The 25,424-nt window shown below is 36.7% G+C and carries 23 protein-coding genes and 2 pseudogenes; 16 read left to right on the top strand and 9 right to left on the bottom strand.

Annotation, left to right across the window (positions count from 1 at the left end):
- The 4 genes and pseudogenes from M0Q20_RS01275 to M0Q20_RS01260 form a co-directional block, all read right to left on the bottom strand.
- Nucleotides 1-175, bottom strand: a pseudogene (locus M0Q20_RS01275) (1-deoxy-D-xylulose-5-phosphate reductoisomerase); the annotation flags it as partial.
- Nucleotides 176-931: a phosphatidate cytidylyltransferase gene (locus M0Q20_RS01270; protein WP_295057961.1), complete on the bottom strand. Its 756-nt coding sequence runs from the start codon at nt 929-931 to the stop codon at nt 176-178. It lies immediately after the preceding pseudogene.
- 40 nt (nt 932-971) lie between these two features.
- Complete coding sequence (locus M0Q20_RS01265; protein WP_295057958.1) at nt 972-1,283, bottom strand: hypothetical protein; 312 nt, start codon at nt 1,281-1,283, stop codon at nt 972-974.
- 161 nt (nt 1,284-1,444) lie between these two features.
- Nucleotides 1,445-2,770 (bottom strand): NFACT family protein, encoded by a 1,326-nt coding sequence (locus M0Q20_RS01260; protein ID WP_295057955.1) that lies wholly within the window; start codon nt 2,768-2,770, stop codon nt 1,445-1,447.
- A 60-nt stretch (nt 2,771-2,830) separates the two neighbouring features.
- Between M0Q20_RS01260 and M0Q20_RS01255 the strand changes: the two genes are divergently transcribed.
- From M0Q20_RS01255 to M0Q20_RS01220, 8 genes and pseudogenes are all read left to right on the top strand, one after another.
- Nucleotides 2,831-2,983 carry a hypothetical protein gene (locus M0Q20_RS01255; RefSeq protein WP_295057952.1) on the top strand — a complete coding sequence of 51 codons (153 nt, stop codon included), beginning with the start codon at nt 2,831-2,833 and terminating at the stop codon, nt 2,981-2,983.
- A gap of 88 nt (nt 2,984-3,071) precedes the next feature.
- The gene (locus M0Q20_RS01250) at nt 3,072-4,976 is read left to right on the top strand and encodes a TonB-dependent receptor (protein ID WP_295057949.1); all 1,905 of its coding nucleotides are present in this window, start codon (nt 3,072-3,074) and stop codon (nt 4,974-4,976) included.
- Nucleotides 4,977-4,985: 9 nt separating this feature from the next.
- Nucleotides 4,986-5,798, top strand: a complete 813-nt coding sequence (locus M0Q20_RS01245; RefSeq protein WP_295057946.1) for an ABC transporter substrate-binding protein — start codon at nt 4,986-4,988, stop codon at nt 5,796-5,798.
- Complete coding sequence (locus M0Q20_RS01240) at nt 5,795-6,520, top strand: ABC transporter ATP-binding protein (protein WP_295057943.1); 726 nt, start codon at nt 5,795-5,797, stop codon at nt 6,518-6,520. Before M0Q20_RS01245 ends, M0Q20_RS01240 begins: the two co-directional genes overlap by 4 nt.
- Complete coding sequence (locus M0Q20_RS01235; RefSeq protein ID WP_295057941.1) at nt 6,513-7,475, top strand: iron ABC transporter permease; 963 nt, start codon at nt 6,513-6,515, stop codon at nt 7,473-7,475. Before M0Q20_RS01240 ends, M0Q20_RS01235 begins: the two co-directional genes overlap by 8 nt.
- Complete coding sequence (locus M0Q20_RS01230) at nt 7,472-9,094, top strand: YcaO-like family protein (protein WP_295057938.1); 1,623 nt, start codon at nt 7,472-7,474, stop codon at nt 9,092-9,094. Before M0Q20_RS01235 ends, M0Q20_RS01230 begins: the two co-directional genes overlap by 4 nt.
- Nucleotides 9,091-9,519, top strand: coding sequence for a hypothetical protein (locus M0Q20_RS01225; protein ID WP_295057935.1), 429 nt, complete (start codon nt 9,091-9,093; stop codon nt 9,517-9,519). The genes M0Q20_RS01230 and M0Q20_RS01225 overlap by 4 nt, the downstream gene beginning before the upstream one ends.
- Nucleotides 9,520-9,609: 90 nt before the next feature.
- Nucleotides 9,610-10,394: pseudogene (locus M0Q20_RS01220) on the top strand (Fic/DOC family N-terminal domain-containing protein).
- A gap of 130 nt (nt 10,395-10,524) precedes the next feature.
- Here M0Q20_RS01220 and M0Q20_RS01215 read toward each other — a convergent pair.
- Nucleotides 10,525-11,634, bottom strand: coding sequence for a methyl-accepting chemotaxis protein (locus M0Q20_RS01215; protein ID WP_295057933.1), 1,110 nt, complete (start codon nt 11,632-11,634; stop codon nt 10,525-10,527).
- A gap of 247 nt (nt 11,635-11,881) precedes the next feature.
- Here M0Q20_RS01215 and M0Q20_RS01210 point away from each other — a divergent pair, with 247 nt between their 5' ends.
- The 8 genes from M0Q20_RS01210 (at nt 11,882) to M0Q20_RS01175 (ending at nt 20,199) form a co-directional block, all read left to right on the top strand.
- Nucleotides 11,882-12,016: a hypothetical protein gene (locus M0Q20_RS01210; RefSeq protein ID WP_295057931.1), complete on the top strand. Its 135-nt coding sequence runs from the start codon at nt 11,882-11,884 to the stop codon at nt 12,014-12,016.
- Between the two features lie 110 nt (nt 12,017-12,126).
- On the top strand, nt 12,127-12,630 hold the full coding sequence (locus M0Q20_RS01205; RefSeq protein ID WP_295057928.1) for a bifunctional adenosylcobinamide kinase/adenosylcobinamide-phosphate guanylyltransferase: 504 nt from the start codon (nt 12,127-12,129) through the stop codon (nt 12,628-12,630).
- Nucleotides 12,627-13,355, top strand: a complete 729-nt coding sequence (locus M0Q20_RS01200; RefSeq protein WP_295057925.1) for an adenosylcobinamide-GDP ribazoletransferase — start codon at nt 12,627-12,629, stop codon at nt 13,353-13,355. The genes M0Q20_RS01205 and M0Q20_RS01200 overlap by 4 nt, the downstream gene beginning before the upstream one ends.
- Nucleotides 13,352-13,888: a histidine phosphatase family protein gene (locus M0Q20_RS01195; RefSeq protein WP_295057922.1), complete on the top strand. Its 537-nt coding sequence runs from the start codon at nt 13,352-13,354 to the stop codon at nt 13,886-13,888. Before M0Q20_RS01200 ends, M0Q20_RS01195 begins: the two co-directional genes overlap by 4 nt.
- A 36-nt stretch (nt 13,889-13,924) precedes the next feature.
- Entirely contained in the window at nt 13,925-15,154 is a 1,230-nt protein-coding gene (locus tag M0Q20_RS01190; RefSeq protein WP_295057919.1) for a hypothetical protein, read from the top strand.
- Between the two features lie 13 nt (nt 15,155-15,167).
- Nucleotides 15,168-16,031, top strand: a complete 864-nt coding sequence (locus tag M0Q20_RS01185; protein WP_295057916.1) for a mechanosensitive ion channel domain-containing protein — start codon at nt 15,168-15,170, stop codon at nt 16,029-16,031.
- Nucleotides 16,032-17,087: a nicotinate-nucleotide--dimethylbenzimidazole phosphoribosyltransferase gene (locus tag M0Q20_RS01180; protein ID WP_295057913.1), complete on the top strand. Its 1,056-nt coding sequence runs from the start codon at nt 16,032-16,034 to the stop codon at nt 17,085-17,087.
- Nucleotides 17,088-17,172: 85 nt separating this feature from the next.
- Entirely contained in the window at nt 17,173-20,199 is a 3,027-nt protein-coding gene (locus M0Q20_RS01175) for an EAL domain-containing protein (protein WP_295057910.1), read from the top strand.
- Here the strand turns inward: M0Q20_RS01175 and M0Q20_RS01170 are convergent.
- The 4 genes from M0Q20_RS01170 to M0Q20_RS01155 all read right to left on the bottom strand — a co-directional run bounded on the left by M0Q20_RS01170 (nt 20,196) and on the right by M0Q20_RS01155 (nt 25,361).
- Entirely contained in the window at nt 20,196-20,402 is a 207-nt protein-coding gene (locus tag M0Q20_RS01170) for a hypothetical protein (RefSeq protein ID WP_295057906.1), read from the bottom strand. The genes M0Q20_RS01175 and M0Q20_RS01170 overlap by 4 nt on opposite strands.
- The gene (locus M0Q20_RS01165; protein WP_295057904.1) at nt 20,380-22,152 is read right to left on the bottom strand and encodes a Na/Pi symporter; all 1,773 of its coding nucleotides are present in this window, start codon (nt 22,150-22,152) and stop codon (nt 20,380-20,382) included. The genes M0Q20_RS01170 and M0Q20_RS01165 overlap by 23 nt, the downstream gene beginning before the upstream one ends.
- A 110-nt stretch (nt 22,153-22,262) precedes the next feature.
- Entirely contained in the window at nt 22,263-22,487 is a 225-nt protein-coding gene (locus M0Q20_RS01160; protein WP_295057901.1) for a DUF2798 domain-containing protein, read from the bottom strand.
- A 75-nt stretch (nt 22,488-22,562) separates the two neighbouring features.
- Nucleotides 22,563-25,361, bottom strand: coding sequence for a helicase-related protein (locus M0Q20_RS01155; protein WP_295057899.1), 2,799 nt, complete (start codon nt 25,359-25,361; stop codon nt 22,563-22,565).
- Nucleotides 25,362-25,424 lie beyond the last annotated feature (63 nt).

Here is a 25,424-nt window from a genome sequence, read left to right as displayed (position 1 = left end):
TTGAAACATCTGCTTTATCGGCGATAACTACAATTTTTGGGTTGTGCTCTTTTATCTGCTTGTTTAGTAGTTTAATATTGTTTCCAGCGACTAAAACCTCAACACTAAGTGAGAATTTTTTTGCCATCTCTAAAGTATTTACGCCGATAGAACCTGTAGAACCTAGAAGTATCAATTAAACAAGTCCGCGAAGAAGAACAAGCATAACAATTGCGCCAAAGAGATAACCGTCTATTCTATCGAGTACTCCGCCGTGTCCGGGTAAAATATTTCCGCTATCTTTTACGCCTGCCGTTCTTTTTAGCGAACTCTCAAACAAATCACCGAAGATTGAGCCCACTGAAACCATAAAAGAGATTATAAATGAGATACCTAAATCAACTATACCAAGACCTACAAACATACCGCCTATTGTAGCAACGACAACCCCGCCTACTACTCCCTCCATAGTTTTATTTGGAGAGGTTGGGCTAAAAGGAGTTTTACCGATACTTTTACCTACCGCATAAGCGCCGATATCCGTCATGGCAACTACTACTAAAAGCCATAAAAGAGAGATTACCCCATACTCTTGATACATGCTAAAGATAAAAAGCATTCCTGCTGTGGGGTAGATGAACGGGAAAAAGTTTTTCCAAGCAAGCTCTCTGTTAAAAGCAACTGCGCTTGCATAAACAACACCTGCTAAAACAAAAAGATCATCACTATAAGGGTAAAATGCTGCAATGAGCCACAAGCCCGCAGCGTAGTATATTAAATCCCTCTTTTTAATATCAAAAAGGCTCATCGCCTCCTTAAAAGCTAAAAGATAGATGACTCCAAGAAAGAGCCACATAAGAAAAAAGTTATCTATAACTCCTATAATCAACACCCCGATAGCAAGAGCCAAACCTGTAGTTATTCTCTCTTTAGAAGCAGTAAATATACTCATAAAAAATCCTGTGAAAATATATAAAAATTATTATAACCTATCACACTTTAATATCTAGTATATGCCTAGAAGAATGGCTCTGTTTCTCTTCTTCTTCTGTAGAACTTTCGCGCTTCTCATTTCTTGCGCTCTCTTGATCCGCTCCATTTTTCTCATGCTCACGGTCAGGATCTATCTCATGAGTCTCCTCAGCAGGACGCACCTCAAGAACCTCTTTCTCTTTCTCTTGCGCTGCGGCTTGAGCAATCATATTTTGAAACTCTATACGATTATTGTGAGCGTTTTGTAAAGCGGTTACAGACGCTGTTTGTTGATTTACATAAATTGCATTTCCGACTAAACCTACCGCCATCTTATCTTCCTTAATTTTACTTTGTACAATGAAGTAAAACCTTCATCTGTTTGTCCGTAAAAGGAACAAGTACCTTTTACTTCGCTAGCCGCTGTGGCACTGAAGCTTGCCTCTTACAAGGCAGAAGTAATTCTAAAACATCTTTGCTAACCGTGATAACATTAACGAGTATCAACCTCAACTGTTTTGTACTTATTATACAATACATTAGCATCATTTTGGATACTAACTTCTCTTCGTGGAGTATAATCGACCAAATAGCGCCCTTTTTCAAGCATTGTGAAATCCACACACAGTCTTGCAGCGCTCTCTACTACAGACATTGGGACATTTTGTTTATCAGTTGTGATAATAACATGCGCTGATGGTCTCTCCTTCATATGTAACCAGATATCCTTTGCGCGCGCATTTTGAAGTAGCTCCACATTCCCTTTTTCATTTTTGCCGAGACTTATTTTATACCCCTCTACCCAAAAAATCTCGATAGAGTCATTTGTTTTTACTCTCTTAGTTTGAATATTTTTTGGAAAAAGAAGCTGAATTTTTGCGACATCCTTTGCCTCTTCAACTGTATGGATAAAGAGCCTCATATGCTCCATTTTTGAAAGAAGAGACTCCTTCTCTATATGTAAATGAGATGCTCTTTGCTTTGCCTTTTTGCTTCTAGTAAAAAGAGAATTTGCCATCATAGAGGCTGATGAAAACTCCTTATGAAGCTCAATTTTAACCTTCTTACCCTCATAATCTTCAACCTCTACAACTCTCTGATATGGTTTTATCTTATGCATATTTGCTAAAAGAAGATTAGCAGAGTGATTCAGTTTTGCTGCTTGAGCTTCAAGTTCATTCTCATCATCCAAACTCTCATAAAGCTTCTGCAGTTTTTTTAGTTTTTTATTTAAAAGTGATATTTTTTGCTTCTTTAGCGAGGAGAGCTTATCATCCATCTCTTTTGCGTACTCATCATATAAAAATTGCTCTACATCTTCAAGGGGATACTCTTTTGCCTCAAAAGGAGCTTGCGGAACATCCAAGAGTTTCTGTCCGACTCTAACTTCACGAAAAGATGAAAATATATCAACATGACGAAGCGCTTCAAGTACTATCTCATTCTCATCAAGGATAATAACATTCGTGTACTTTCCGGTAAACTCAAACTGCAAGTATGTAATCTCCTCTTTGTAAGCAGAAGCTACCGAGGTTTTAAATCTTACTATTTTATCGCCTCCAAAAAGCTCTACATGTAGGATATTTGCGCGGTTAAAGCGTTTTGCCAAAAGCACGTCAAAGGGTGCGTTATATACTTTTGAGCGGGCATAAGAAGCGCATTTAAATATTTTAGAGTTTGAGCGTTGCATCTCAAAGTAAAGTTCATCATCCCTGTCAAAAGCGACCTTTACAATGGTATCGCTTACGCGGTAGATAGCAGAAATTTTTTTAAAATTTTGTAAATAAGCGGTAATTTGCTTTAAATGTGATAGTTTCATAACTACAATTTTATCTAACTTTTTAGTTATAATTGCGAAAAATTAAAAAGGCTTACATAGATGATTCCTAAAGGGTTTGGTAAAAGATACTTCTCTTTGGCTGCCATTCAAGCCTATATATCCCTACAAAAAATCTCAGCTGCGAGTGTATCTGTCTGCACACTTGATGGCAAACCACTTAAAATAACAAACAACTCGCCTCCTTCTGCATAGTCACTCTGAACTTGCTTCAGATTTTAATCACATATTACACTAGATTCTGAATCAAGTTCAGGATGACATAATTAAAGGAATACAAACTATGCAAAAAAAAATAGGATTATCACTGCTTCTCTCAAGCATATTAGTTGCTCAAACTATTGAGCTAGAACCTCTAATCATTACCTCAACGGCAATAAAAACAGATGAGTTGAGATCGACTGATGCCGTTGAAGTTTACACGGCAGAGGATATACAAAATGCTCATGTACAAAATATTTATGAATTTTTAAATCAGCAGACTTCAGTTATTACGATGTCATCAGGGAATCCGTTCTCCCAAAAGCTAGACCTAAGAGGCTATGGTATCGGTGATGGCTATCAAAATATTGTAGTAACTCTAAACGGCAGAAAAATAAACAATATTGATATGGTTGAACCTCTTTTAAGTTCGATTTCTCCCGCTTCTATAGAGCGTTTAGAGATTATAAAATCCAGCGGAATCGTAGTTGGCGGAGATGGGGCAAATGCCGGTGTCATCAACATAACAACTAAACGAAGCAGCTCAAAAGAGATAACTATATACGGCGGAACAGATGGCGTGGCTGATGGCTCCTTTTATCTTGGACATAACGATGACAAGCTCTCTATCTCGGCAAGCGGGGAAGCTCAAAAGAGTGACGGAACTCGAAATATAAACAGCCAAGGGGATAAAGATGAGAGTTCTCTAACAACAGGTACGCTTAACATAGCATATATTCCTATTGATGCCTTAGAGCTAAGAGCAGGCGTATCGTTTGCAAGAACTGCTGTCATCTACGGTGGTTATTTAACACTTGATGAGTATAATGATGACCCGTCGCAAGTGGGAGCTAGCGGGAGTGCAACAGAGCAAGAGTTTGATACAGATGCAGTAAATGGGGGATTAAGCTACTATTTTGATAACCAATTATCTTTAAATATCGATATCAGCCGTGAGGAGAAAAAATCTAACTATATAACCTACTCATCGATCTCAGACTATGTTTACAACTCTGCAAGAACTACTTTTGAGTATGAGAGTGAAAATATGATGATTGTTGCCGGTATTGACGCTTTTGATGGAGAACGAACAGCTTACGCAAATGAGACAGGCAAGGAGAATCTTGCAGCTTTTTTTATGAGTAATCTAGAGTTTGACAACCACTCTATAAAAGCGGGTTACAGATATGAAACAATCTCTTATGATTATAAAGACTCTACTAAATCACTTAAAGATGAACATTCGCTTTATGGCGCAGAACTTGGCTATAACTATACTTTTGATAAAGAGAAATCTATTTTTATAAACTACGCTCATGCATATCAGGCTCCGGATATTGATAGATTTTTCGATTACGGAGGGGCATTTAACGGCTTTATAAATCCGATGAAAACAGATAGTTTTACGCTTGGATTCAACTATATCAGACCCAATAACAAATTAAAAATTTCAATTTTTTATGTTGATTTAGAAGATGAAATCTACTACTATAGTGACCCTACTTATATAAACTCTAAAAATACAAATATAGACAAATCACATAAATATGGTCTCGATATTTATGACAAATGGCTAATGACAGATAAGTTTAATGTAGTGCTTAACTATAACTATATTCAAGCAAAGATAGATGAAGAGATTGACAGTGGCGAAGATTTTTCAGGCAATGATTTACCGGGTGTCTCAGACCACAATATAAAAGCAACCATAAACTATCTTCCAAGCAAAAATATTACTCTTGCTGTTACTCAAGTTTACCGCTCAGAGGCATATGCGGCGAGTGACTTTAATAATAACTTTGCTCAAAAGCAAGAAGCTTACGAGAGTACGGACATATCAATAAGCTACACAAAAGATAATTTAGAACTTTTTGCTAAAATAAACAATCTCTTTAACCGGAAAAACGGCTTATGGATAGAAGACGATGCTATCTACCCTATAAATTTTACAACCACTGCGGTAGCCGGATTTAAACTAAAACTCTAAGGATATGACGTGAGTATAAAAACTATTTTTATTACACTCTTTTTTATACTCTCTTTGGGTGCTAATGAGAGAATCGTCTCCCTTAGCCCCTCTGTTACGGAGATAGTTTATGCGCTTGATAGAGGCGATGATTTGGTAGCTACAAGTGAGTATTCACTCTATCCAAAAGAGGCTCAAACTTTGCCCATCATAGGTAATTACTCAAGCCCAAACTTAGAAAAAATCATAGCACTCTCTCCTACTTTAGTAATTGGACAAGATTTTAATCATGCAACCTTAGAGAAACTAAAAAGATTTAAGATTAAAACATTGATGCTCAAACTTCAGAGTATTGATGATATAAAAAGAGCAATAACAGAACTCTCTAGCGAATTAAATGTAGCCTCAAAAGAGTTGATTCAACAGATAGATAAGGCGATAAAAAATGCCAAAAGAAGTAAAACTCCGCATAAAGTCATGATAGTTTACGGGTTACATGAAGATTTAAGAAGCGGTATCTATATAGCTGGTAAAAATATCCTTTTTGACGACATAATCACGCTTTGCGGCAACACTAACGCATACAGTGCTAACCAAACTAACCAACCTGTTTTAGGTTATGAAAATGTTATTGCACTTAATCCTGATCAGATAATAATACTCCACTCAGAAGCCTCAAACAGCCTTGTTGATAAAGAAAAAGCACTCCTTGCATGGCACCTGCTTCCAACTAACGCAAGCAAAAATGCCCGCATAACGATTGTAGAGGAGAGTTATATAAATATCCCCTCACACAGAGTGGCTCTGACTATAGAGCGGCTCTGCCTTGAGATGAGCAGATGATTGAGTTAAAATCCCTCTCATGCGGCTACTTTAATGATGCTGTTTTAGAAAATATTAACATAAAGATAGATGAGCACTTAACTATTCTCGGTGCAAACGGCTCCGGCAAAAGCACCCTTGCTCGCTCTATATGCGGTTTGTTAAAGTATGATGGGGAGATACTAATAGATAAAGTAGATATTAAAGAGTTGACAATGCAGCAAATGGCAAAAAGCATCTCTTATATTCCTACTAAACTAGATGTTTACGACTCATTTATAACACTCGAGGAGTTCGTTCTTCTAGGAAGATTTGCGCATAAAAAAAGCTTCCTTGACTACTCTCTTAAAGATAAAGAGATAGCCCTACAGAAGATAGATCTTTTAAATCTCACACATCTAAAAGAGCATACTCTTGTCTCTTTGAGCTCCGGCGAAGGGCAGCTCTCTCTCATTGCAGCCGCACTTGCTCAAGAGAGCAAAATCATTATCTTTGATGAGCCGACTGCAAATCTTGACCCATACAACTCAAAAATTATTGCTTCGTATATAAAAAAGCTCAAAGAGACTCATCAAGTTATCCTTATTACGCATGATTTGCACCTTGCATGTTATGTTGATAGCCCGATTGCTTTTATAAAAGAGAAAAAAGCGTATCCCTACGGAAGAGATTTTTTTGATGATGAGGTTTTAAAAGAGCTTTGGGGAGTTGAATTTCACTCGCTGGCGGTAAAGTATGAGTAGATATTTGGTATGGTTTTTTCTTGGCTCTGTTTTTATACTCTCGCCGTTTATCGGCTCCGCAGAGCTTGATATAAACAAAATTTCAGACCTCTCTACCCTTGATTCTAGTATATTTTTTGAGCTCAGAGTGCCGCGTGTTTTGTTCGCCTTTTTTGCAGGTGTAATCCTCTCTCTCTGCGGGCTTCTTTTTCAAACTCTCTTTCGCAACGCACTTATGACACCCTACACGCTTGGAGTTTCAAGCGGCGCTGTTTTAGGGGCAGGCGTTGCCATAAAGTTGGGATTAGGGAGTCTCTTTTTTGGTATAACAGCTATTCATCTCTTTGGCTTTTTTGGAGCACTATTTAGTGTATTTTTGCTTCTTTATCTCTCAAAGTTTCTTAAAAATGCTCATCATGAGTCGCTTCTGCTGCTTGGAATTGCACTCTCACTCTTTTATACTGCTGCACTTATGATAATCTTTTATCTAGGAAGTGCTATGCAAAACGATATGCTTATCCGCTTTACCATGGGCTCCCTCTCCACAATAGGATGGCAAAGCCCTATTATAGTAGGTTTTATAGCTGCTCTTTTACTTAGTCTCCTCTACATGTACCGCTTTGAACTTCAGCTCTTAGGTATTTCGGATGAGAGTGCAAAACTAAAAGGAGTCGATACTAAAAAAGTGACTCACTTACTTCTTCTTCTCTCCTCTTTTGCTATCGGCATACTTGTAAGTATCAGCGGACCTATCGGCTTTGTAGGGCTTATTACCCCACATATAGTCGCAAAACTTCATCCTTCGACAATAAACAGACGAATTATAAAAACAGCTCTTTTTGGGGGACTTTTTTTGGTTTTTTGTGACACAATAACAAGAGCACTATCTACTCAGAGTGAACTGCCCATCGGAATAGTGACCGCACTTATAGGCGGACCGTTTTTTATATATCTAATTATTAGGAAAAAACAGTGAATATCTTATCAAAAACGGCTCCGCTAGAGGAGTCGATCTCAAAAATGCAAAAAGTTCTCGCGGATGTCGGATGCCAAGTATACTTTTCACAACAAAAACACCCTCTGCAAAACTGCTACTCAGTAAATCTAAGCTCCGCAGAAGCACCAAGGCATATCTACTCAAACGGCAAAGGAGTCCTTGCGGAAGCTTCAACGGCGAGTGCTTTGGGCGAATATATAGAGAGGCTTCAGACAAACAACTTTTTTATAGACTTTTATCTTCCAGAGCGTAAATATTATCCTGATGAGAAGCTCTTTGAGTTTGGCGGAGCGTATCTAAATGAAGAGCTTTTGAGTATCTATGACGTTGATGGGGAGCTAAGCGATGAGGATTTTGTTGACTACAACAGTGACCTTTTTGACAAGATACTTACTCTGCCATTTGTAAAACAGAGTGATAAAACAGAGGTATTTTTTCCGCTAAACGTCCTAAGCAACCTCTATGTAAGTAATGGTCTAGCAACCGGTAATACACCAAAAGAGGCTCAAATTCAGGCACTTAGTGAAATTTACGAGCGCTACGTTAAACTGGAGATTATAAAAAACGGCTATGCTCTGCCAAAATTTCCTGATGAGATTATAAGCTCTTTTAAGAGAGTTAGCAGCGACTTAGAGGCTCTTCGAGGTGAAGGTTATATTGTCGAAGTGCTTGATGCCTCGCTTGGCGGGGAGTTTCCGGTAACTGCCATCTCACTCATAAACCCTAAAAACTCAACACTTTTTGTATCTTTTGGCGCACACCCTATTTTGGAAGTGAGTCTAGAGCGTACCATGACGGAGCTTATGCAAGGGCGAAACATAGATGAACTTGATGCATTTGAAGTTCCAACATTTGACATGAGCATAGTTGCCGATGGCTTTAACCTTGAATCGCACTTTGTGGACTCAAACGGAAAACTAGGATTTGGATTTTTAAGCGCAAAAAAGAGCTTTGAGTTTTCTCCGTGGAGATATAACTCAAATAGCATAGATGATGAGTTTGATTTTTTGATAAATATTGCAAATAAAATGGGCAAGGAGATTTATACCCGCCACTACAACTATCTGGGTTTTTACTCATGTCAGATTCTTATTCCGAGTATTTCTGAAGTTTACCCGATGCAAGATCTACTCTACAACAACAAAAACAGCGCAAAAACCATTCGGGATATGGTTTTAAACTTTAGAGAATATGACCCAGAAGATATTTTAGATGCTATCTGCTCCCTTGATGATTCGCTTAGCATGGAGAAATATATAGGTGTTATATTTCAAAACAACTTTACAATGGCAGAGTTTAAAGCACAAATCCATCTGCTTTTGGACGATAGTGAAGAAGCAAGAGAGATTTTAGAGTACTCGGGCAACAAACTGGGGCACATTATTGCCGAACTTATTCACATGCAAGAAGCAGAGCTTGATTTTGAGGAGCACAAAGAGGGACTTTTTACTATTTTTTCGCAAATTATGGTGCAAAGAGCGCTAAACATTTTAAACGGAGAAGAGTTTTTAATAGATACAACGCTTCATGCCGATTATCATAATATGCTAGATATGTACGACAGACTTGAACTTAAAAAAAGGAGTATGATTTTATGAGTTATACAGAATGGTTTAATGAACATGCAGATAAACATAAAAAGATTGTAGATAAGCTGTTGGCACGCGGTTATGGCGAAGATGAAATAATAGAGTATTTTGATTTTGAGAACATGGTAAAAGAGGAGAATGATTTTTGTCCTCTATATAAAGAGCCGGTAAAGTGTCATGACATCGAAAAACTAAACTGCTACCTCTGCGGATGTCCGCATTTTAGATTCAACGATGAAGGATTGGGTGAGTACAACAAAATCAAAATACTCAGCAAATGTGACATAAACAACGGCTCAAAACTTGCAAGCGGCGGAGCAATCCATCAGGACTGCTCGAAATGCACGGTACCTCATCACAAAGCTTTTGTAAAAAAGAGGTTTGATACCGACTGGAGAAAGATTATGAGAGAGTGCACACCAGATGAAGCTTAACTAAGTGTTTGAAACTTAAAACTATGAAAAATTAATCAAATAAATTTAGGTACAATTTTAGCTATGCTAATCAGCGGAGATAAAACTAAAATGACAGAGTTCATCCCAAAAATCTTACCACTAAACCAAACCATAGAAACAACAAAAGTACTCAAAAAAACCATCTCTGCAAATAGAGCTTTAGCAAAACTAAATGGTGTTGCCAAGATTATTCCCAACCAAGCTATTTTGATAAACTCTCTGGTTTTGCAAGAGGCTAAAGACAGTAGTGAGATTGAAAATATCATCACTACTCATGATGAGCTTTACCGTGCGAGTATTGACATGTCAAATATAACCAATCAAGCTAAAGAGGTGCAAATCTTAAAAATGCACAGACTGGAGCAGTAGTCTTTACTCCACCGCAAGATAATGAGACTATTCAAGCCCTTTTAGACAATCTTGAAAAATTTATTAACGAGCCAAACGACAACGACCCGCTTGTAAATATGGCAATTATTCATTATCAGTTTGAGAGTATTCATCCTTTTTATGATGGCAACGGAAGAACGGGACGGATTATAAATATCTTGTACCTCATCTTAAAAGATTTACTAGATATTCCTATTCTTTACTTAAGTAGATATATCATCAAAAATAAAGAGGTAAAAGAGAAACTACCTAAAATTTATAGTAAAGATTTGATTGAAATTTTGTTTATGCACCCTTATACAAAAATTGATTTTTTGGTTGATAAATTGGGTATTACTAGGCAAACAGCATCAAAATATTTAAAAGAATTGCAACAGCTTGAAATAATAAAAAGTATCCAAATAAAAAACAGTAAATATTTTGTTAATTCTCAACTATTCGCTATGTTACAAAAAGGCATTTAGTTTAACATAGAAAAAAGCTATGTTAAAATTATTAAGTTTTATTAACATAGTTTTTAAACTCTCTAGAAAGTCAAAAAACTGCGTAAAAGTATGGTGTTATTGAAGTTGAGAGTGTAAAGTTGAGTCATAATTAATGTCTGATGCTTCTCTCTTCTTCTAGCATAGCATCTAAAATCTCTACAACCTTATTGCTTGCTTTTTCTGCATCACCAAAATAGGTCATTACATTTTTTGCCTCTTGTGAACACTCACCTCTTGCAACACAATCAACTGCTTTTTTGATATTGTCATGAACTTCTGAATGAGGCAACTCAAGAGAAGCGTAGCTTGAAGTTTTACCAAATTTTTCTTGACCGATTCCACTATCATACCACTTTCCTAAACGACACTCTTTGTGCGAAACAAACTCTGAATTAAGCTCTCCTTTAAAGACAACCCTATATCCATTTGCCTTAAACAGAAGATGGTCTAATTTGACTAAAACCATAAATATTGCATTAGTTACATCCTGATTCTCATCCACAATAACTGCCGAGCTCTTACGTAAAAGCTCCATTTTATTTTGCAGAGACTCTATCTGTTTATTTGAGTTTGTCGATAACTCTTCCATTGATTGCGAGTGAGCGTGTACCTCTTGAGTATTTTGCTTGAGACTCTGAACTGTTATTTCAACCTCGCTTGTAGCTTTTTGCGTTCTTTCTGCAAGTTTTCTAACCTCATCCGCGACTACGGCAAAGCCTCTACCGTGCTCTCCCGCACGTGCTGCTTCAATTGCCGCATTTAGGGCTAAAAGATTTGTCTGATCACTTATGTCTTTGATAAGGTTAATAATATCTGAGATATTCTCTACGTTTGTATTTAATATATTGACTTGATCGTATGTGCTTGTAATATGTTCAAGCAGCATGTTCATAGTATTCATGAGGGTATTTGCATCTGCAAGTGATATCTTTGCATCTTCTGAATTCATATGGCTTCTTTTGTCTATATCCTCTAACGCTTTTAAATTTTGGGTTAAACTATTTTGAAGATGACCCATATCTGTAATGCACGCCTCAGTTAAACTTCCGGTTAACGATTTAATAAGTTCATTTATTGTCTGATTGTCATCAACGCTGTTCGTCGCTTGTTCAAGCTCACTTACTTTTCTTTTTGCTTCTTCGAGCTCTTTTTTCAGAGCCTCTATCTCTTTGTCTTTAGCATCTAGCTCTGCTCTATTATCATTTTTACCGAAGAACATCTCACAACCTCTATCATATTTTGTTGCAAAGATAGTACACTCCTTTTCTTAAATATTTTATTAAATAACCCTTTTTTTAGGCTTTATCGTAAACATATCATCCTACAATAGAGATTGCATAACTTAAATCTAACCTTAAAAACCAAAGCTACTCAAAAAAGCATAAGAGGCTTAAAAGCTAAATCGGATATAATTTGTCTGATTTAAAAATATTAGAGGGTAATGCTCTCTTAACAAAGGATACACAATGAAAACATTGATTTTACTAATCGGATTAACACTAGGTGCTCTTCAAGCTGACAATATTGTAACTTATGATACAAACAACGGTAACAACACTGAAGGCATTAAGACTAATCACCCAACTCAAGATCTTTATTAAGAGTCGAGTTTAAGCCTCATCCATAGTAGTGATGAGGCTTTTTTTAATTTTACAGCACAAATCTATCTACAAAACCTCACTTTTTCATTTCATTAAGATAAAATTTCAAGATGAAAACAAAAAAAACACTCTTTATCGGCGGCATTAAAAGCGGAAAATCATATAACGCAGAAACTTATATACTAAAGAGCTCTCTCTTAAAACCAATATATCTTGCAACAACAGAGTTCATAGATGATGAGATGCAAAATCGCATAAATAAGCATAAATCAAGCAGAGGCGATAAGTTTGAAACTATAGAAGAGCCTCTAAAACTTTATAGCACAATAACACATTGTGATAGCCCTGTTTTGGTTGAGTGTGTTAGTATATGGATAAACAACATGCTCTACCACGGCTTTGAATTTGAAGAGATGAGAAGAGAGCTAGAAGCAATCTTAGCACTTGATAAAACAGTAGTTTTTGTTCTAAACGATGTTGGAAGCGGTATCATTCCGGACAACGCTCTCGCACGAGAATTTGTAGATATGAGCGGTAAACTATCTCAACTAATAGCGAGTAAGTGCAATGAAGTCTATCACACGATTGCCGGCATATCAACGAGGATAAAATGAAAAACTTACTCAAAGGTTTTGCTCTTGCCGTCTCAATGTTAACGACTCTTCCTTTTTTCAAAGTTCATGATTTTTATAAAGGCATAAACGGCTATAGCGTAATGTTTTATCCGCTTGTCGGTTTTTTGCTTGGTCTAATTTTATGGGGAATTTATCTACTTTTAGAGCCCTTTGCCGCACCAACTCATGTCGGCATTATCATCTTTGGAGTTTGGATTTTACTAACGGGTGCTTTGCATCTTGATGGCTTTAGCGACACGGTTGATGCTCTTTATGTAACAAAGACTAGAGCCCTAGAAGTTATGAAAGATGCTCATGTAGGCGGAATGGGGATGATAATCAGCGGCTCTTTTTTGATTTTAAAAGCCTCCTCGTTGGCTCATTTTGAACTCTTTTATCTTCTGCCGCTTATTCTCATGCTCTCAAGACTAAACGCTGTATTGGCAATCTACTTCTACCCCTACATCAGTCCAAGCGGAATGGGAACTTTGGCAAAAGAGGAGCTTACAAAACCGCAGATGTTAATCGCCCTTTTTTACTCACTTTTAATAGTTCTATTTTATAACAAACTGCCTCTTTTTGTTAGTGCGCTGTTAGTTTTATTTGTTATAAAAAGCTTTTTTATCAAGAGATATGGCGGTTTTACGGGAGATATTTACGGTTTTAGCATAGAAGTAACCGAGCTTGTTTTGCTAAATCTCCTACTTTTTGGCTTAAGCAGATGAAATTAACACTTGTTCGCCACAGCGAAGTTGAGGAGAGATATCAAGGCTGCTACAACGGACATAACGAGATAGGAATCTCTAAAAATGGCATACTCCAAGCAAAAGAGCTTGCAAAAGAGCTTGACTTACTAAAGTTTGACGCTGTTTTTTGCTCCGACTTAAGACGTGCTAAAGAGACTCTAAAATACTCTTTACATGCAAAAGAAGCGATATATACTTATAAACTAAGAGAAAAATCATGGGGCAGGCATGAAGGGCTTAATTTTGACGAGATTATCGCACAAGGCGAGATAGAGTATATATCTTTCTTACAGTGGATAGAGGCACTTGACGGCGAGCCTTACGGTGAGTATATAAAGAGGTTAAGGGTGTTTTTTTTAGAGTTTTTACCCACGCTTAAAAAAGAGCATATTTTAGTCGTAACACATGCCGGAGTTATCCGCACTTTACTATCTATTGTAAATAATATCACTATCCAAAAGGCATTTGGCATAAAAGTACCTAACGGCTCGCTAACACTGCTTGAAATATGATAAAATAAACCAAGATTAAGAAAAAAGGCTAAATGCATGAGTGATGATAACTCTATAGAGTCAAAATATAAAAATTTTCTATCCTTCATAAAAGAGAAAATTGGCGGTCTAAAAAAGATAGTCGGCGTTGTCGACGAAAAGACACCAATCTCTTTTAAGATTTCGGAGTTTATGCAAGAGGTTGATTATGCCCTTGAAAACCTTCCCCAGAAATATAAAAATCTCTATGAACTAAAACCTGCAAAAAATCTCTTTTTTCTAAACAGAGATGCCGAGATACAAAAACTTGAAACATCATTTGATAACTGGAGAAAAAATCGCTTTGTTACATGTGCTATAATCGGCGAGAAAGGGTGTGGAGTAACTTCAACTCTCAACTCATTTTTAAAAAAAATACCAAAGATAGATACAATCAGAGCAGATTTGAGTGAAAAAATCTATACCGATGAGAAGTACTTCTCTTTTTTCAACTCTCTGCTAGAGACCAAAGGCATACAGAGCAACAAGGAGCTCATAGAGTTTTTAAACGCTGCTCAAGAGGATAAAATTATTATTATAGAAAATCTTCATCATATGTTTTTAAAAAAAGTAGGTGGCTTTGAGAGCATGGAGATGCTATTTGAACTTATCTCACATACAACTAAAAAAGTACTTTGGATAGGAGTTTTTACGCCACAGACTTGGAACTATCTTGATAAAACTATAGCCATTTCAAACTACTTTACTAATGAAATAGTCATGGAGCAGTTAGGCTACGAAACCATCAAAGATATCATACTTAAGCGAATTGATGATGAATCCACCAAAATAGAGTTTACACCCAACGAAGAGACAAAAGAGAGTAAGAGTTTTCAAAATTTAGATGATGATGAAAAACAGCTCTATTTACAGGAGAGATTTTTTAAACTTCTACATAAACACTCAAACGGAAATATCTCTCTTGCTCAACTATATTGGATTCGCTCCATGAGCGCAACCGATGAAAAAAACTTAACAATTAAAGAGATAGACGACTTTGACTACTCTTTTATCAAAAACCTCTCAGCAGAGGCTCTTTTTGCTCTTCAAGCACTGATTTTACATGACGGACTTACAATAGGCGACTTTGCCGTAGTCATGCATGAATCAAAAGCAGAGTGCCGTAAGATACTTATCTCTATGCTAGAGAGAGGCTTACTTATCCAACCTCACAAGAAGTACAACATAAACCCTGCAATATACAAGCCGGTACACGATTATCTCTCGTCAAAAAATTTTATTCACTAAATGGAGCCTTAATATGAGATTTGCAGCACTTATATCTTTACTTTTCTTCACTCAACTCTGTTACGCTATAGATGTTGATGCTGATACAGCTACTATCAACTTTGCTGAAATCATCTCTGTCTCTAAAATTTTTTGGACAATACTCTTTTTCATAGTTAGTTACTTTTTCATAACAGCCTCTACAAAGATTATTGAATTTTTTGCCGAAAAAAGCTCTAAACTGCGAATAACGATAAAAGGTCTTATCCCTATATTGAGGATAGTGCTTTGGAGTGCTTTTATAGCTATAGCCATAAAGGTAATCTATAATCCGCCTATAGAGATGTTAATGACTGCTCTTGCTTCTGTAGCTATTGCCGTTGGATTTGCTACTCAAGATCTGCTCAAAAATATATTTGGTGGGATTATGCTTTTGTTTGATCGTCCTTTTAAAGTCGGAGATAAGATAGAGGTAGGCGAAGATTACGGCGAAGTAGTTACAATCGGTCTTAGAACAACACGCATTGTAACGCCTGATGATTCAATAGTTATAATTCCAAATATGGAGCTTATGAACACATCTGTCTCAAACTCAAATACGGGAGAACTTTACTGCCAAGTTGTTGCAAAAATAGTACTTCCTGTAGATGTAGATACTCAAAAAGTTCGCAAGATTGCTATCGAAGCTGCTCAAGTCTCAAAATATATCTACTTAAACAAACCCATTGTTGTGCTTTTTGCAAATAAGATGAATGAACAAAAATCTTTTTTAGAGATGAGGCTAAAGGCATATGTTATGGATATCCGTTATGAGTTTGCCTTTCAAAGCGACATGACTGAAATTGTTATGAAAGAGTTTTTAAAACAAGAGATAATAAACAATAAAGAGGTCAGCTAAGTGCAAACATTTAACATATTTACAGATGAGATAGATTCTATTCCAAGCGGAAAAGCAGATTTTTTACTCGCAGCCTCCGTTACAAAAACCTGTGAAATCCAGGGGATAACTCAAGCCGGAATCCCAGGTAAGATTTGGCTTACGCCTACTCTTGATGCTGAGTTTATCATCAACCAAAAAGTTTTCTCCTTGGATGAACTTGCAGAGACTCCTACAGGCGTGCCGACTCCTGCTATTATAACTAGAGCCATACACAACTTGATTCCATTTAGTAGTGTTGAGATTTTGGATTTGGGATTAAAGGTGCTTCCTCAAAATTGTATCGTTAGCAACTTTGATATCCCAATATCTGACTCTATTGTATCAGGAGCAAATATAGATGCAAAAAGCATCTTTGAAAAAGGAATGAGAGCAGGAAAAAATTATGAGCTTAAGGGAAACTACCTTATCCTTGCAGAGTGTGTTCCTAGCGGAACAACAACGGCTGCCGCAACTGCTTTAGCACTTGGATATGAGTGTCGTGATAGCTTCTCTTCTAGTTTTTTAAATGCGCCTAATAGTATAAAGAGTCAAACCATAGACAAAGCCCTCTCTCTTATAAATGAGGATATGAGCAACTTTGAAAAACTCTCCCTTGTTAGCGATAATATGCTTATATTTTGTGCAGGTTTTTTGCTTGAGGCTTCACGAAGATTTCATATAGTTCTTGCAGGTGGAACGCAGATGGCGGCTTGTCTGCTTGTGGCAGAGAAGTTAAGAGAAGATGTGCTTATGCGAGTAAAACATGAGAACATTACGCTCGCAACTACCGCTTGGGTAAAAAATGATAAAAACTCTGATATTGCTCATATACTCTCATTTTTAAGCGACAAACCTCATGCTGTATATACGACTTTTTCATTTGAGCAAGCCTCTATACCTATTTTAAAAAAGTATGACGAAGGCGAAGCAAAAGAGGGTGTTGGAGCGGGCGCGGCCCTTGGATACGCTTACGCAAATAATATTAATAACAAGAAGCTTTTAGAGACAATTGAGTATATTATGTTCACAATATAAATATTGCGCTAAAATGCTATAATAATACAATTAATTTTTTATAATATATAGCACTCTAAGATATTTTAATAAGGATTTTAACAAAATGAAGTTAGATTTAAAAACTAGACTCCTTTTTTTGATAATAGTTCCACTATTTTTTGTAATCCTGCTCTCATCTTTAGTTCTGCTTGAAATATATAATGATAAAAAAAATCTCGATTTTACAAAACATCATATACTTGAAGCAGAAGCCATCTCTAATGTTGCCCACTATATGCAAATAGAGAGAGGGATTGTCTCCGGCTTACTTGCAAGCAAAAAGTTTGATAAAAAGAGCGAGGAACTCTTAGTGGCAAGAGATAATTTAAACAGCGCCATCAAAGAGGCAAAAGCAGTAATATCTTTATGTAAAGAGTGCGAAAACAACAACAACACACTGCTTTTCTTAGATAAGCTCTTATTAAGAAGCGGTCTAGACTTTTCAAACATATCAACAGTAGATGCCAGAGCTTATTACACAAAAAAGATAGCCTTTTTTAACGATTTGATAAAAACTACGGCTTCATTGATGGATGATAGAGAAAACAGAAATTATATTCAAGCTTACAGCTACCTATCATCCGCCAAGGAGGCTCTCGGGCAGACAAGGGCGATTTTAGTAGAGCTCTTTACAAGCGAGGAGTATCTAGATGACCCTTTTACATCTTTTAAAGAGGCTCTAAGAGTATACTATCTCGACACCAAAAATTTCAAGACTACTGCGCCCAAGGATTTACTGGGCTTCTACGATGAGACTTTTAAAGGTCAGGAGGTTGATAAAACGTTTAAAATGATAGAGACTGCTCTTGAGAAAAGATATGAGAGTAATCTCGGGATTGAACCATCTTACTGGTTTAATCAATCCTCACAATCAATAAATCTGTTAAAAAAAGTAGAAGATAGACTCTTTTTAAAAGTAAAAAACTTGATAAAGGAGAAGCTTGACTCTGTCTCATATAAACTCGCAACGCTAATCTCATTTTTAATAATCTCCGCTATTTTTGTAACTTTTTTAGTAGTGCTCATGGTTAAAAAAATTCTCTTCTCTGCTAAGAGCTTGGCAAAAGAGTATGATGATTCACAGGTTATTTTAGAGCAGTACAAATTAACGGTAGATGGTGGATTTATTGTCTCAAAAACTGATGCCGATGGAGTGATTACATATGTAAATGATGAGTTTTGTAAACTTAGCGGCTACTCAAAAGAGGAGCTAATTGGACAGCCTCACAATATAGTAAGACATCCGGATATGGCAAAAGAGGTGTTTGCAGATTTATGGCATACAATCAAAGATCTCAAAAAGTCATGGAGCGGTGAGATAAAAAATCTCTCCAAAGACGGTTCATCCCAATGGCTCAAGGCAATCATAAACCCTATTCTAGATAGCGAGGGAAATGTCGTTGAGTACATCGGCATGAGAACAGACATAACGCAACAAAAAGAGATAACAAACTATTTCCAAAATCAGCTAAAAATCTCTACAAAAAACTTTGACTGCTCTATTCATCTCTCTAAGGAGTATGAAAGAGCAATGGACTCAAGCACCATTCTCTCAAGAGTTGACAAAGATGGAAACATCACATACGCAAATGACAAATTTTTAGAGATAAGCGGATATACCATAGATGAATTAGTCGGCAAAAGTCACACGATAACAGGCTGTGCAGATTATAATGATGAGGGCTATGAGAATATTTGGAAAACAGTATCAAGCGGTGCTATTTGGCAAGGTGTTGTGCAGAGCAGAACAAAATCAGGAAAAGATTTTTGGGCAAAAACTACAATAGTTCCTATCAAAGATTTATATGATGAAATAGTAGAGTACCTGATAATAAAATTTGACATAACAGAGATTATAGAGCAGAGAAAAGAGTTTGAGAGGCTTGCTAAAACAGATCCGCTTACAGGATGCGGAAACAGATTTAGACTCAACTACGACATGCAGGAGCTAGAAAATATATCCGTAGCAGTTTTTAACATAGATAATTTTAGGCAGATAAACGATTTTTATGGACACCAGTTTGGAGATTTGATAATCAAGTCAACAGCAAACAAGATATATGATCTATTTTTACAAGATGAAAACTTTAGATTTTACAGACTTCAAGGCGATGAATTTATAGCAATAGCCATTAACTACTCAAGAGAGTTATTAATAAAAAAAGTTAAAAAAATACTTGCCGCAATAAAAGAGAAGTTTATAATCAAAGGCGAAGAGATGCTAATCTCTTGTAGTTGCGGTATATCTTTTGAAGATAAAGAGCATCTGCTCTCAACTGCAAACATGGCGTTAAATGTTGCTAAAAAAAGCAATGTTGATTTCTTAATCTATAGTGAGGAGATCTCTCTAAACCGTCAATATGAAAACAATATTATCTGGACAAAAAAGCTCTCAGAAGCTATAAAACAAGATAATTTAACAACATACTACCAACCGATTGTGAACAATAGCGATCTCTCTTATGAAAAATATGAGTGTTTAGTAAGAATGAAAGACGGAGATAAAATTGTATCCCCGTTTTTCTTTTTAGATGTCGCTAAACAGACTAGACAGTACTTTGATATTACAAAAACAGTACTTTATCAAGCCTTTGAGCTGTTTAAGGAAAAAGATGTTGACTTCTCTATAAATCTATCAATCTTAGACATTATGGAGCCTAGAATTGCAAACTACATCCTAGATATGTTAAGAGAGTACGATATAGGCTCAAGGGTTGTCTTTGAAATAGTAGAGTCTGAGTATATGGATAATTTTACAAAAGTTTTAGAGTTTATACGCGAGGTAAAAAAATATAACTGTAAGGTTGCGATTGATGACTTTGGAACAGGGTATAGCAATTTTGAGTACCTCATAAAACTAAAAGCAGATTATCTAAAAATAGACGGCTCTATTATAAAAAATATAGACAAAGATGAGAACGCATATTTAGTTGTCTCGACAATTGTAGAGTTTTCAAAAAAGCTTGGAATGAAAACAATTGCGGAGTTTGTTGAGAATGAAGAGATTTTTAAAATAGTAAAAGAGCTTGGTATAGACTACTCCCAAGGTTACTGCTTCTCAGAGCCAAAAGAGGATTTGCAAACAAGTTAAACTCTCTCAAGAAGTTTTTTTAAGATATAGAGTTTTGCTCTTAAATCATAAATTTCTTCACTATCTTGAGCATTTGTTATCTCTTTTTTTGTCTGCTTTATCTTTTTGTTTAGCTTCTCTTTTAACTCCTCTTTTTTTTGCTTGTCATCAATGTTGCTAAAAAAAAGTTTCTCTATTCCCTTAAATACCTTGTTTATCTTCATCTTGAACTCCTAATGTTCTGATATCCATATCTTCTATCCACAATATTGTAGCGGCTTGTATCAAATTTTGTGTTACTCCATATGCAAATGAGCTATCGTTAATAAGTGAAGTTGCCATTTTTGAATCAATCTTGTTTTCTCGTATAAGCGTATCTATTCTGCTGTTTTTTATGCTATCTAATGCTTTTGTACTCTCTTTTAGAAGCTCTATTGTTGAGATGACATCTAGCTCATCATCATGCTCTTTTAATCTCTCTATAGTATCTATCGTCTTTGCGATGTAAACTCTTAGATTGTCGTACTCCTCCTTTATGTAACTATTTCTTGATTTGGAGTAGTAGTAGATATTTTTTTGCAAATCTCTCATATTTTTTACCGCCTCTATAATCTCTCTAGAAGCAAGTTTTAAATCATAGATCCTATTTTGATCCTCTTCACTCATCTCCTCTTGAGAGAGTGTCGCGTAGTGAATAATATCCCCGTAGAGTGACTTAATCTTATTTGTATAAAACTCATTTACATCACTTTTCATATTCATCTTTGAGTTTTTCACTACGCTTTTTATATCTGCACTCTTTATAAACTCATGACGATGCAAGAACATGGAGTGTGATATTGCCTCAACGGAGCTATCATATAGATGGATTATCTCTTTTTTTATCGACTCTATCGCGGCATCCGGTACATTGATGACGACATTATCAAGATAGAGCGGCTTTAGCGCATAAATATTTACCTCTATAAAAAGAGTCTCTAAATATTTGACAAGTCTGCCCGTAAAGGGAGAAACAAGCAAAACCCCGATAACATTAAAAATGGTATGAAATAGTGCCAACTGCATAGCATAATCATCGCTATCTATACCTATTTTTAAAGCTAAATAGGTTGTAAAATCGCTTAATTGGTACAAAAAAAGTATCGCTACAAAGGCTGTTGCAACTTTTATAATGAAGTGTGCAAGAGCGACCCTTTTCCCATTTGAATTCGATGATAAAGCTGCAAGTACAGCTGTAATAGTTGTGCCGACATTTGCCCCAATGACAAGCTCTAGTGCGTTAATATATATAATCTGGTTTGTGGCAAGTGCAGTAATGATTAACGTTATTGATGCCGCGCTTGACTGCATAATAACCGTAGCAATCATCCCAAGTAGTACATAGACTAAAATACCCAAATAGCCTTCAAGCGCATATTTTGACATGTCAATAGTTTTTTGTAAAACCTCAAAACCATCCTTCATGTAAGCAATACCAAGAAACACAAATCCGAGTCCAAGCACTATCTTTCCGATTCCTTGATAACTCTTGCTCTTTGAGTACTTGAGTGCCGCGCCAAAAATTATCATAGGCATGGCATAGGCCGCTATATCTATCTTTACGCCAAAAGAGGAGACTATCCAAGCAGTTGTGGTTGAACCAATGTTTGAGCCGAGTATTACGCCAATAGCACCGCTTAGAGTTATAAGCTCCGCACTTAAAAAAGAGATTATTATTATGGAGACTAAAGATGAACTCTGCATAATGGCAGTTGCAACAAATCCGGTGCCCATAGCCTTTGGCAGAGTATCCGTGCTTGCTTGCAGAGTCTTCTCTAGCATGCCGCCGCTAAAGAGCTTAAAACCCTCCTCCATAAAGACCATACCTACTATAAATATGGCAATTCCTGCTATAATAATCTTGTAGTCATCATTGAAAAACACAACAAAAGCAAGAGAGAGCAAAAAAAACTGAAAATAGTATCTCTTTAACACTGATTACCTCTATTATAGATAAGTATGATTTAGCATACTACTATCTTTTGTTTTAAAGTTGCTTTTGAGTAATCACGACTACACACTGCATACTCTTGTTTTGACATATTTTATCTTGACGCTATCATCATCGCAAGCTTGCGTGCAATCGGAAAAACAAGCAGTATAGTAGGAAAAGCTATCATGTAAGCGATTATCCCAGCGTGCATCCAAATAGAGAAAAAATTATCCACAAATCCTAAGTTAATAAATGTAATCGCCCCCGACATGATAAAGCTCATAAAACCAGAGAGCAAAAGTGCCTGAACCTGATGAAGATACTTTTTTGAAACCATTTTTTTCCTTTTGATTAGCGCAACATGCAAAATAGCGGTATTTTACTTTAATTTATGCTTTACTCTCATATCTGATTATCTCTTTCTGTACCCTCTGCTGCTTATCCCGCGTCCTGCGTAGTTTTTCTTGAAGCATGACTGGCAGATGCCATAAGGGGAGTTTGGCGGTAGCGGTGCGTTGCACATCCTGCACTTTGTGGCAAGTTGGCTCTGCTGAAGCGAGTTCTCTATGAACTTGTTTAGAACTCCTCTTGCCGCTCTGGCTCTCCCTACATCTACAAAGTAGTCGCTAAATCTGTAACTTAGCCAGAGATATAGCGAAATCTCCTTTACCATATCCTCAGCGCGCAGAAGCTCATCCGTCGTCTGCGCATAACTTCCGCTTAACGGCGGAGCAATGTAGGGAATTGGCATCTTTTTCTCAAGCGCTCCTAAGTAGCTCTCATAAGCCGCAATAATATAGGGCGACTTTAGAGTTAGCGGCGCACATGCAAGATGGTACTTTGTAGCAATATCCAAATCATAGCTATCCACCAAAATTGAAACTTCTAACATATCATCTAAGTTTGTAGCTATAAATGGACCGTCAAACTCCATGTTTTTTACAAAAAACTTAAGTATCTCATGAAGTGAATTCTCCTCTAGAATAGTTCCTACAAGCTTTATATGGTCAAGATTTGCCATAACTTTAAACGGGATAGTTATCGCTTTTGCCTCTTTATTAAAATTCTTCTTTATGGCATTTAAAACATCGCCGCTTAAAGCTCCTACATAACCGTTTTCATGCATACCGTATCTTCCGGCACGACCTGAAATCTGATGAATCTCGCTTGGAAGCAGGCTTCTGTCGCTTACGCCGTCAAACTTCTCTGCTTTTGAGAAGAGAATAGTTTTTATAGGCATATTAAGCCCCATGGCTATGGCATCTGTTGCCACAAGTATCTGTGTCTCTCCCGTGCGAAATCTTCTTGCTTCCTCACGTCTTACCTCCGGAGATAGATTACCGTAAACAACACTTACATTAAAATATTTGGAAAAAATATGTTTAAGCTTTAATACATCTTTTCGGCTAAAAGCGATAATTGCCGTATTTGGCTCTACACTCTTCTCGGGGGTTGGTTCACTCAGGAGTGTGAGCGGGTTTTTTCTCTTAAACTCGATAATCTCAAGCTCCTCTCCTAGATACTCTGCAAGTGCTATAACCGCCTCTTTTGCATTTGGCGAACCTGTCATGATAATCTCTTTTGCAGGTGCGCCGATGATTGCATTTGCCCATGCCCAGCCACGGTCACGATCGTCTATCATCTGCACCTCATCTATAACGCAGACATCCACATCCACATCAAAATTCAACATCTCAATAGTTGAACTTATGTGTGTTGCATCCTCATCAATAATCTGCTCCTCACCGGTTATCAAAGATGCCTCAATCCCGCTCTCTTTTAAATCCTCATACCCCTCTAGTGCCAAAAGCCTAAGCGGTGCAAGATAGTAGCCGGTGTCGGCATTTTTAAGTTTTTGCATAGCCTGATAGGTCTTTCCGCTATTTGTAGGTCCTATGTGAAGTGTTAGTTTTCTTCTCATGTCGCGTGCGAGTGGAAAGAGGTTTTTAAACTCTCTTATGGTTCTTGCCAAAAGCTCATATCTCTGTTTTTTTGCTATCTCTTCATGGATGGAGTGAACAAATCGTCTAACACATTTTCGCGCTATTTTTGGCGAGATATTTAGTGAAATAGGCACTATCTCAAGCAACACGTCATAAACTTTGGCATAAAGCGCATCATCACTTAGACGAAGAAGGGTCGCATAAGAACCGCACTCCTCTACAATATCTTTTAAATCATTTAAAAATTGTTTCTCAAGCTCCTCTCTAGACTCATTTAGTGCATCGTTAAAATCAAGCTCATTTGCCTTCCATATATCTTCTAACAGTGAATTTAGCTCTACATGCAGCTCTAAAATATAGCTCTGGGACTTATCTGTTTGTGGAAGCTTGCAGCTCTGCTGCAGGCGGATTAGAAGCTCTTCATCATGAAGCTCTATCTCTACATCTCCAAGCACTTTTTTAATAATACCCAGAAGAACGCTCTCTTTTATAAGCGGGTAAGAGAGCTTTGTTTTTGGAGGCGAAGCACGAAGAGAGGTTGCTATCTCTTTTTGTGTCATGTAGGGATGGGGATTTTTTAGGTTTTTTATAAAAGCCTCTACCTCCTTTTGCTTCTTTGTAACAACACGCTCTTTTTCTTCTAAAATCTCTTCTATAAGTTGCTTCTCATCGCTATCTCTAAAATAGTCATAATCATAATTTTTTGTGTTTAGGGTAAGTATTTTATGAAAACTCTGCGCATATAAAACATAATGGATAGAAGCGTTAAACTCTAAAGAGTCCTCTATGTCAAAAACACCGCCGACTCTCTTCTGAACTCTCTCTTTTTTGAGGCTATACCTAATATGACGGAGTTTTGACTCCATCTTCTCAATAGTAATTTTTTTACTTCTTACATCTGCAAAAGCATCATGGAGCAAAACTCTCTCTTGATGAGTTACATCTAACTCTGCAATAAGCGCTTCTATCTTCTCATCTCTATCGAGGTTAGGCTCTTTTGGAGTTGTTGCTTTGTAGATTTTACCCTCATTTGCAAAAAAGTTCAGTATATCTAAGCGAAAATCGTTTTCTGCCTCGCTCCACATCATTCTTGCAGTTTTTATAAGTATATCTCTGCTGTTATCTATATCGTAAATACCAAGTGCGTTAAAAAGTTCGCTGAGTGTTTGCGTGCTTACCCTTAAAATCCCCACATCAAAGGGGTCATCGTCAAAATATTTTCTAATTTTTTGGTTTATTTTACTGTTTTTTCTATTTTTCTTTGCCATGCAGAATTGTAGCCAAATATAGTTTTTATTTGGACCTGATTTTAGCTAGAATAGTTCTTTTTA

The sequence above is a fragment of the Sulfurimonas sp. genome (assembly GCF_023229025.1).
In the GTDB taxonomy this organism is placed as follows: Bacteria; Campylobacterota; Campylobacteria; order Campylobacterales; family Sulfurimonadaceae; genus Sulfurimonas.
This window is presented reverse-complemented; position numbering and strand designations above follow the sequence as displayed.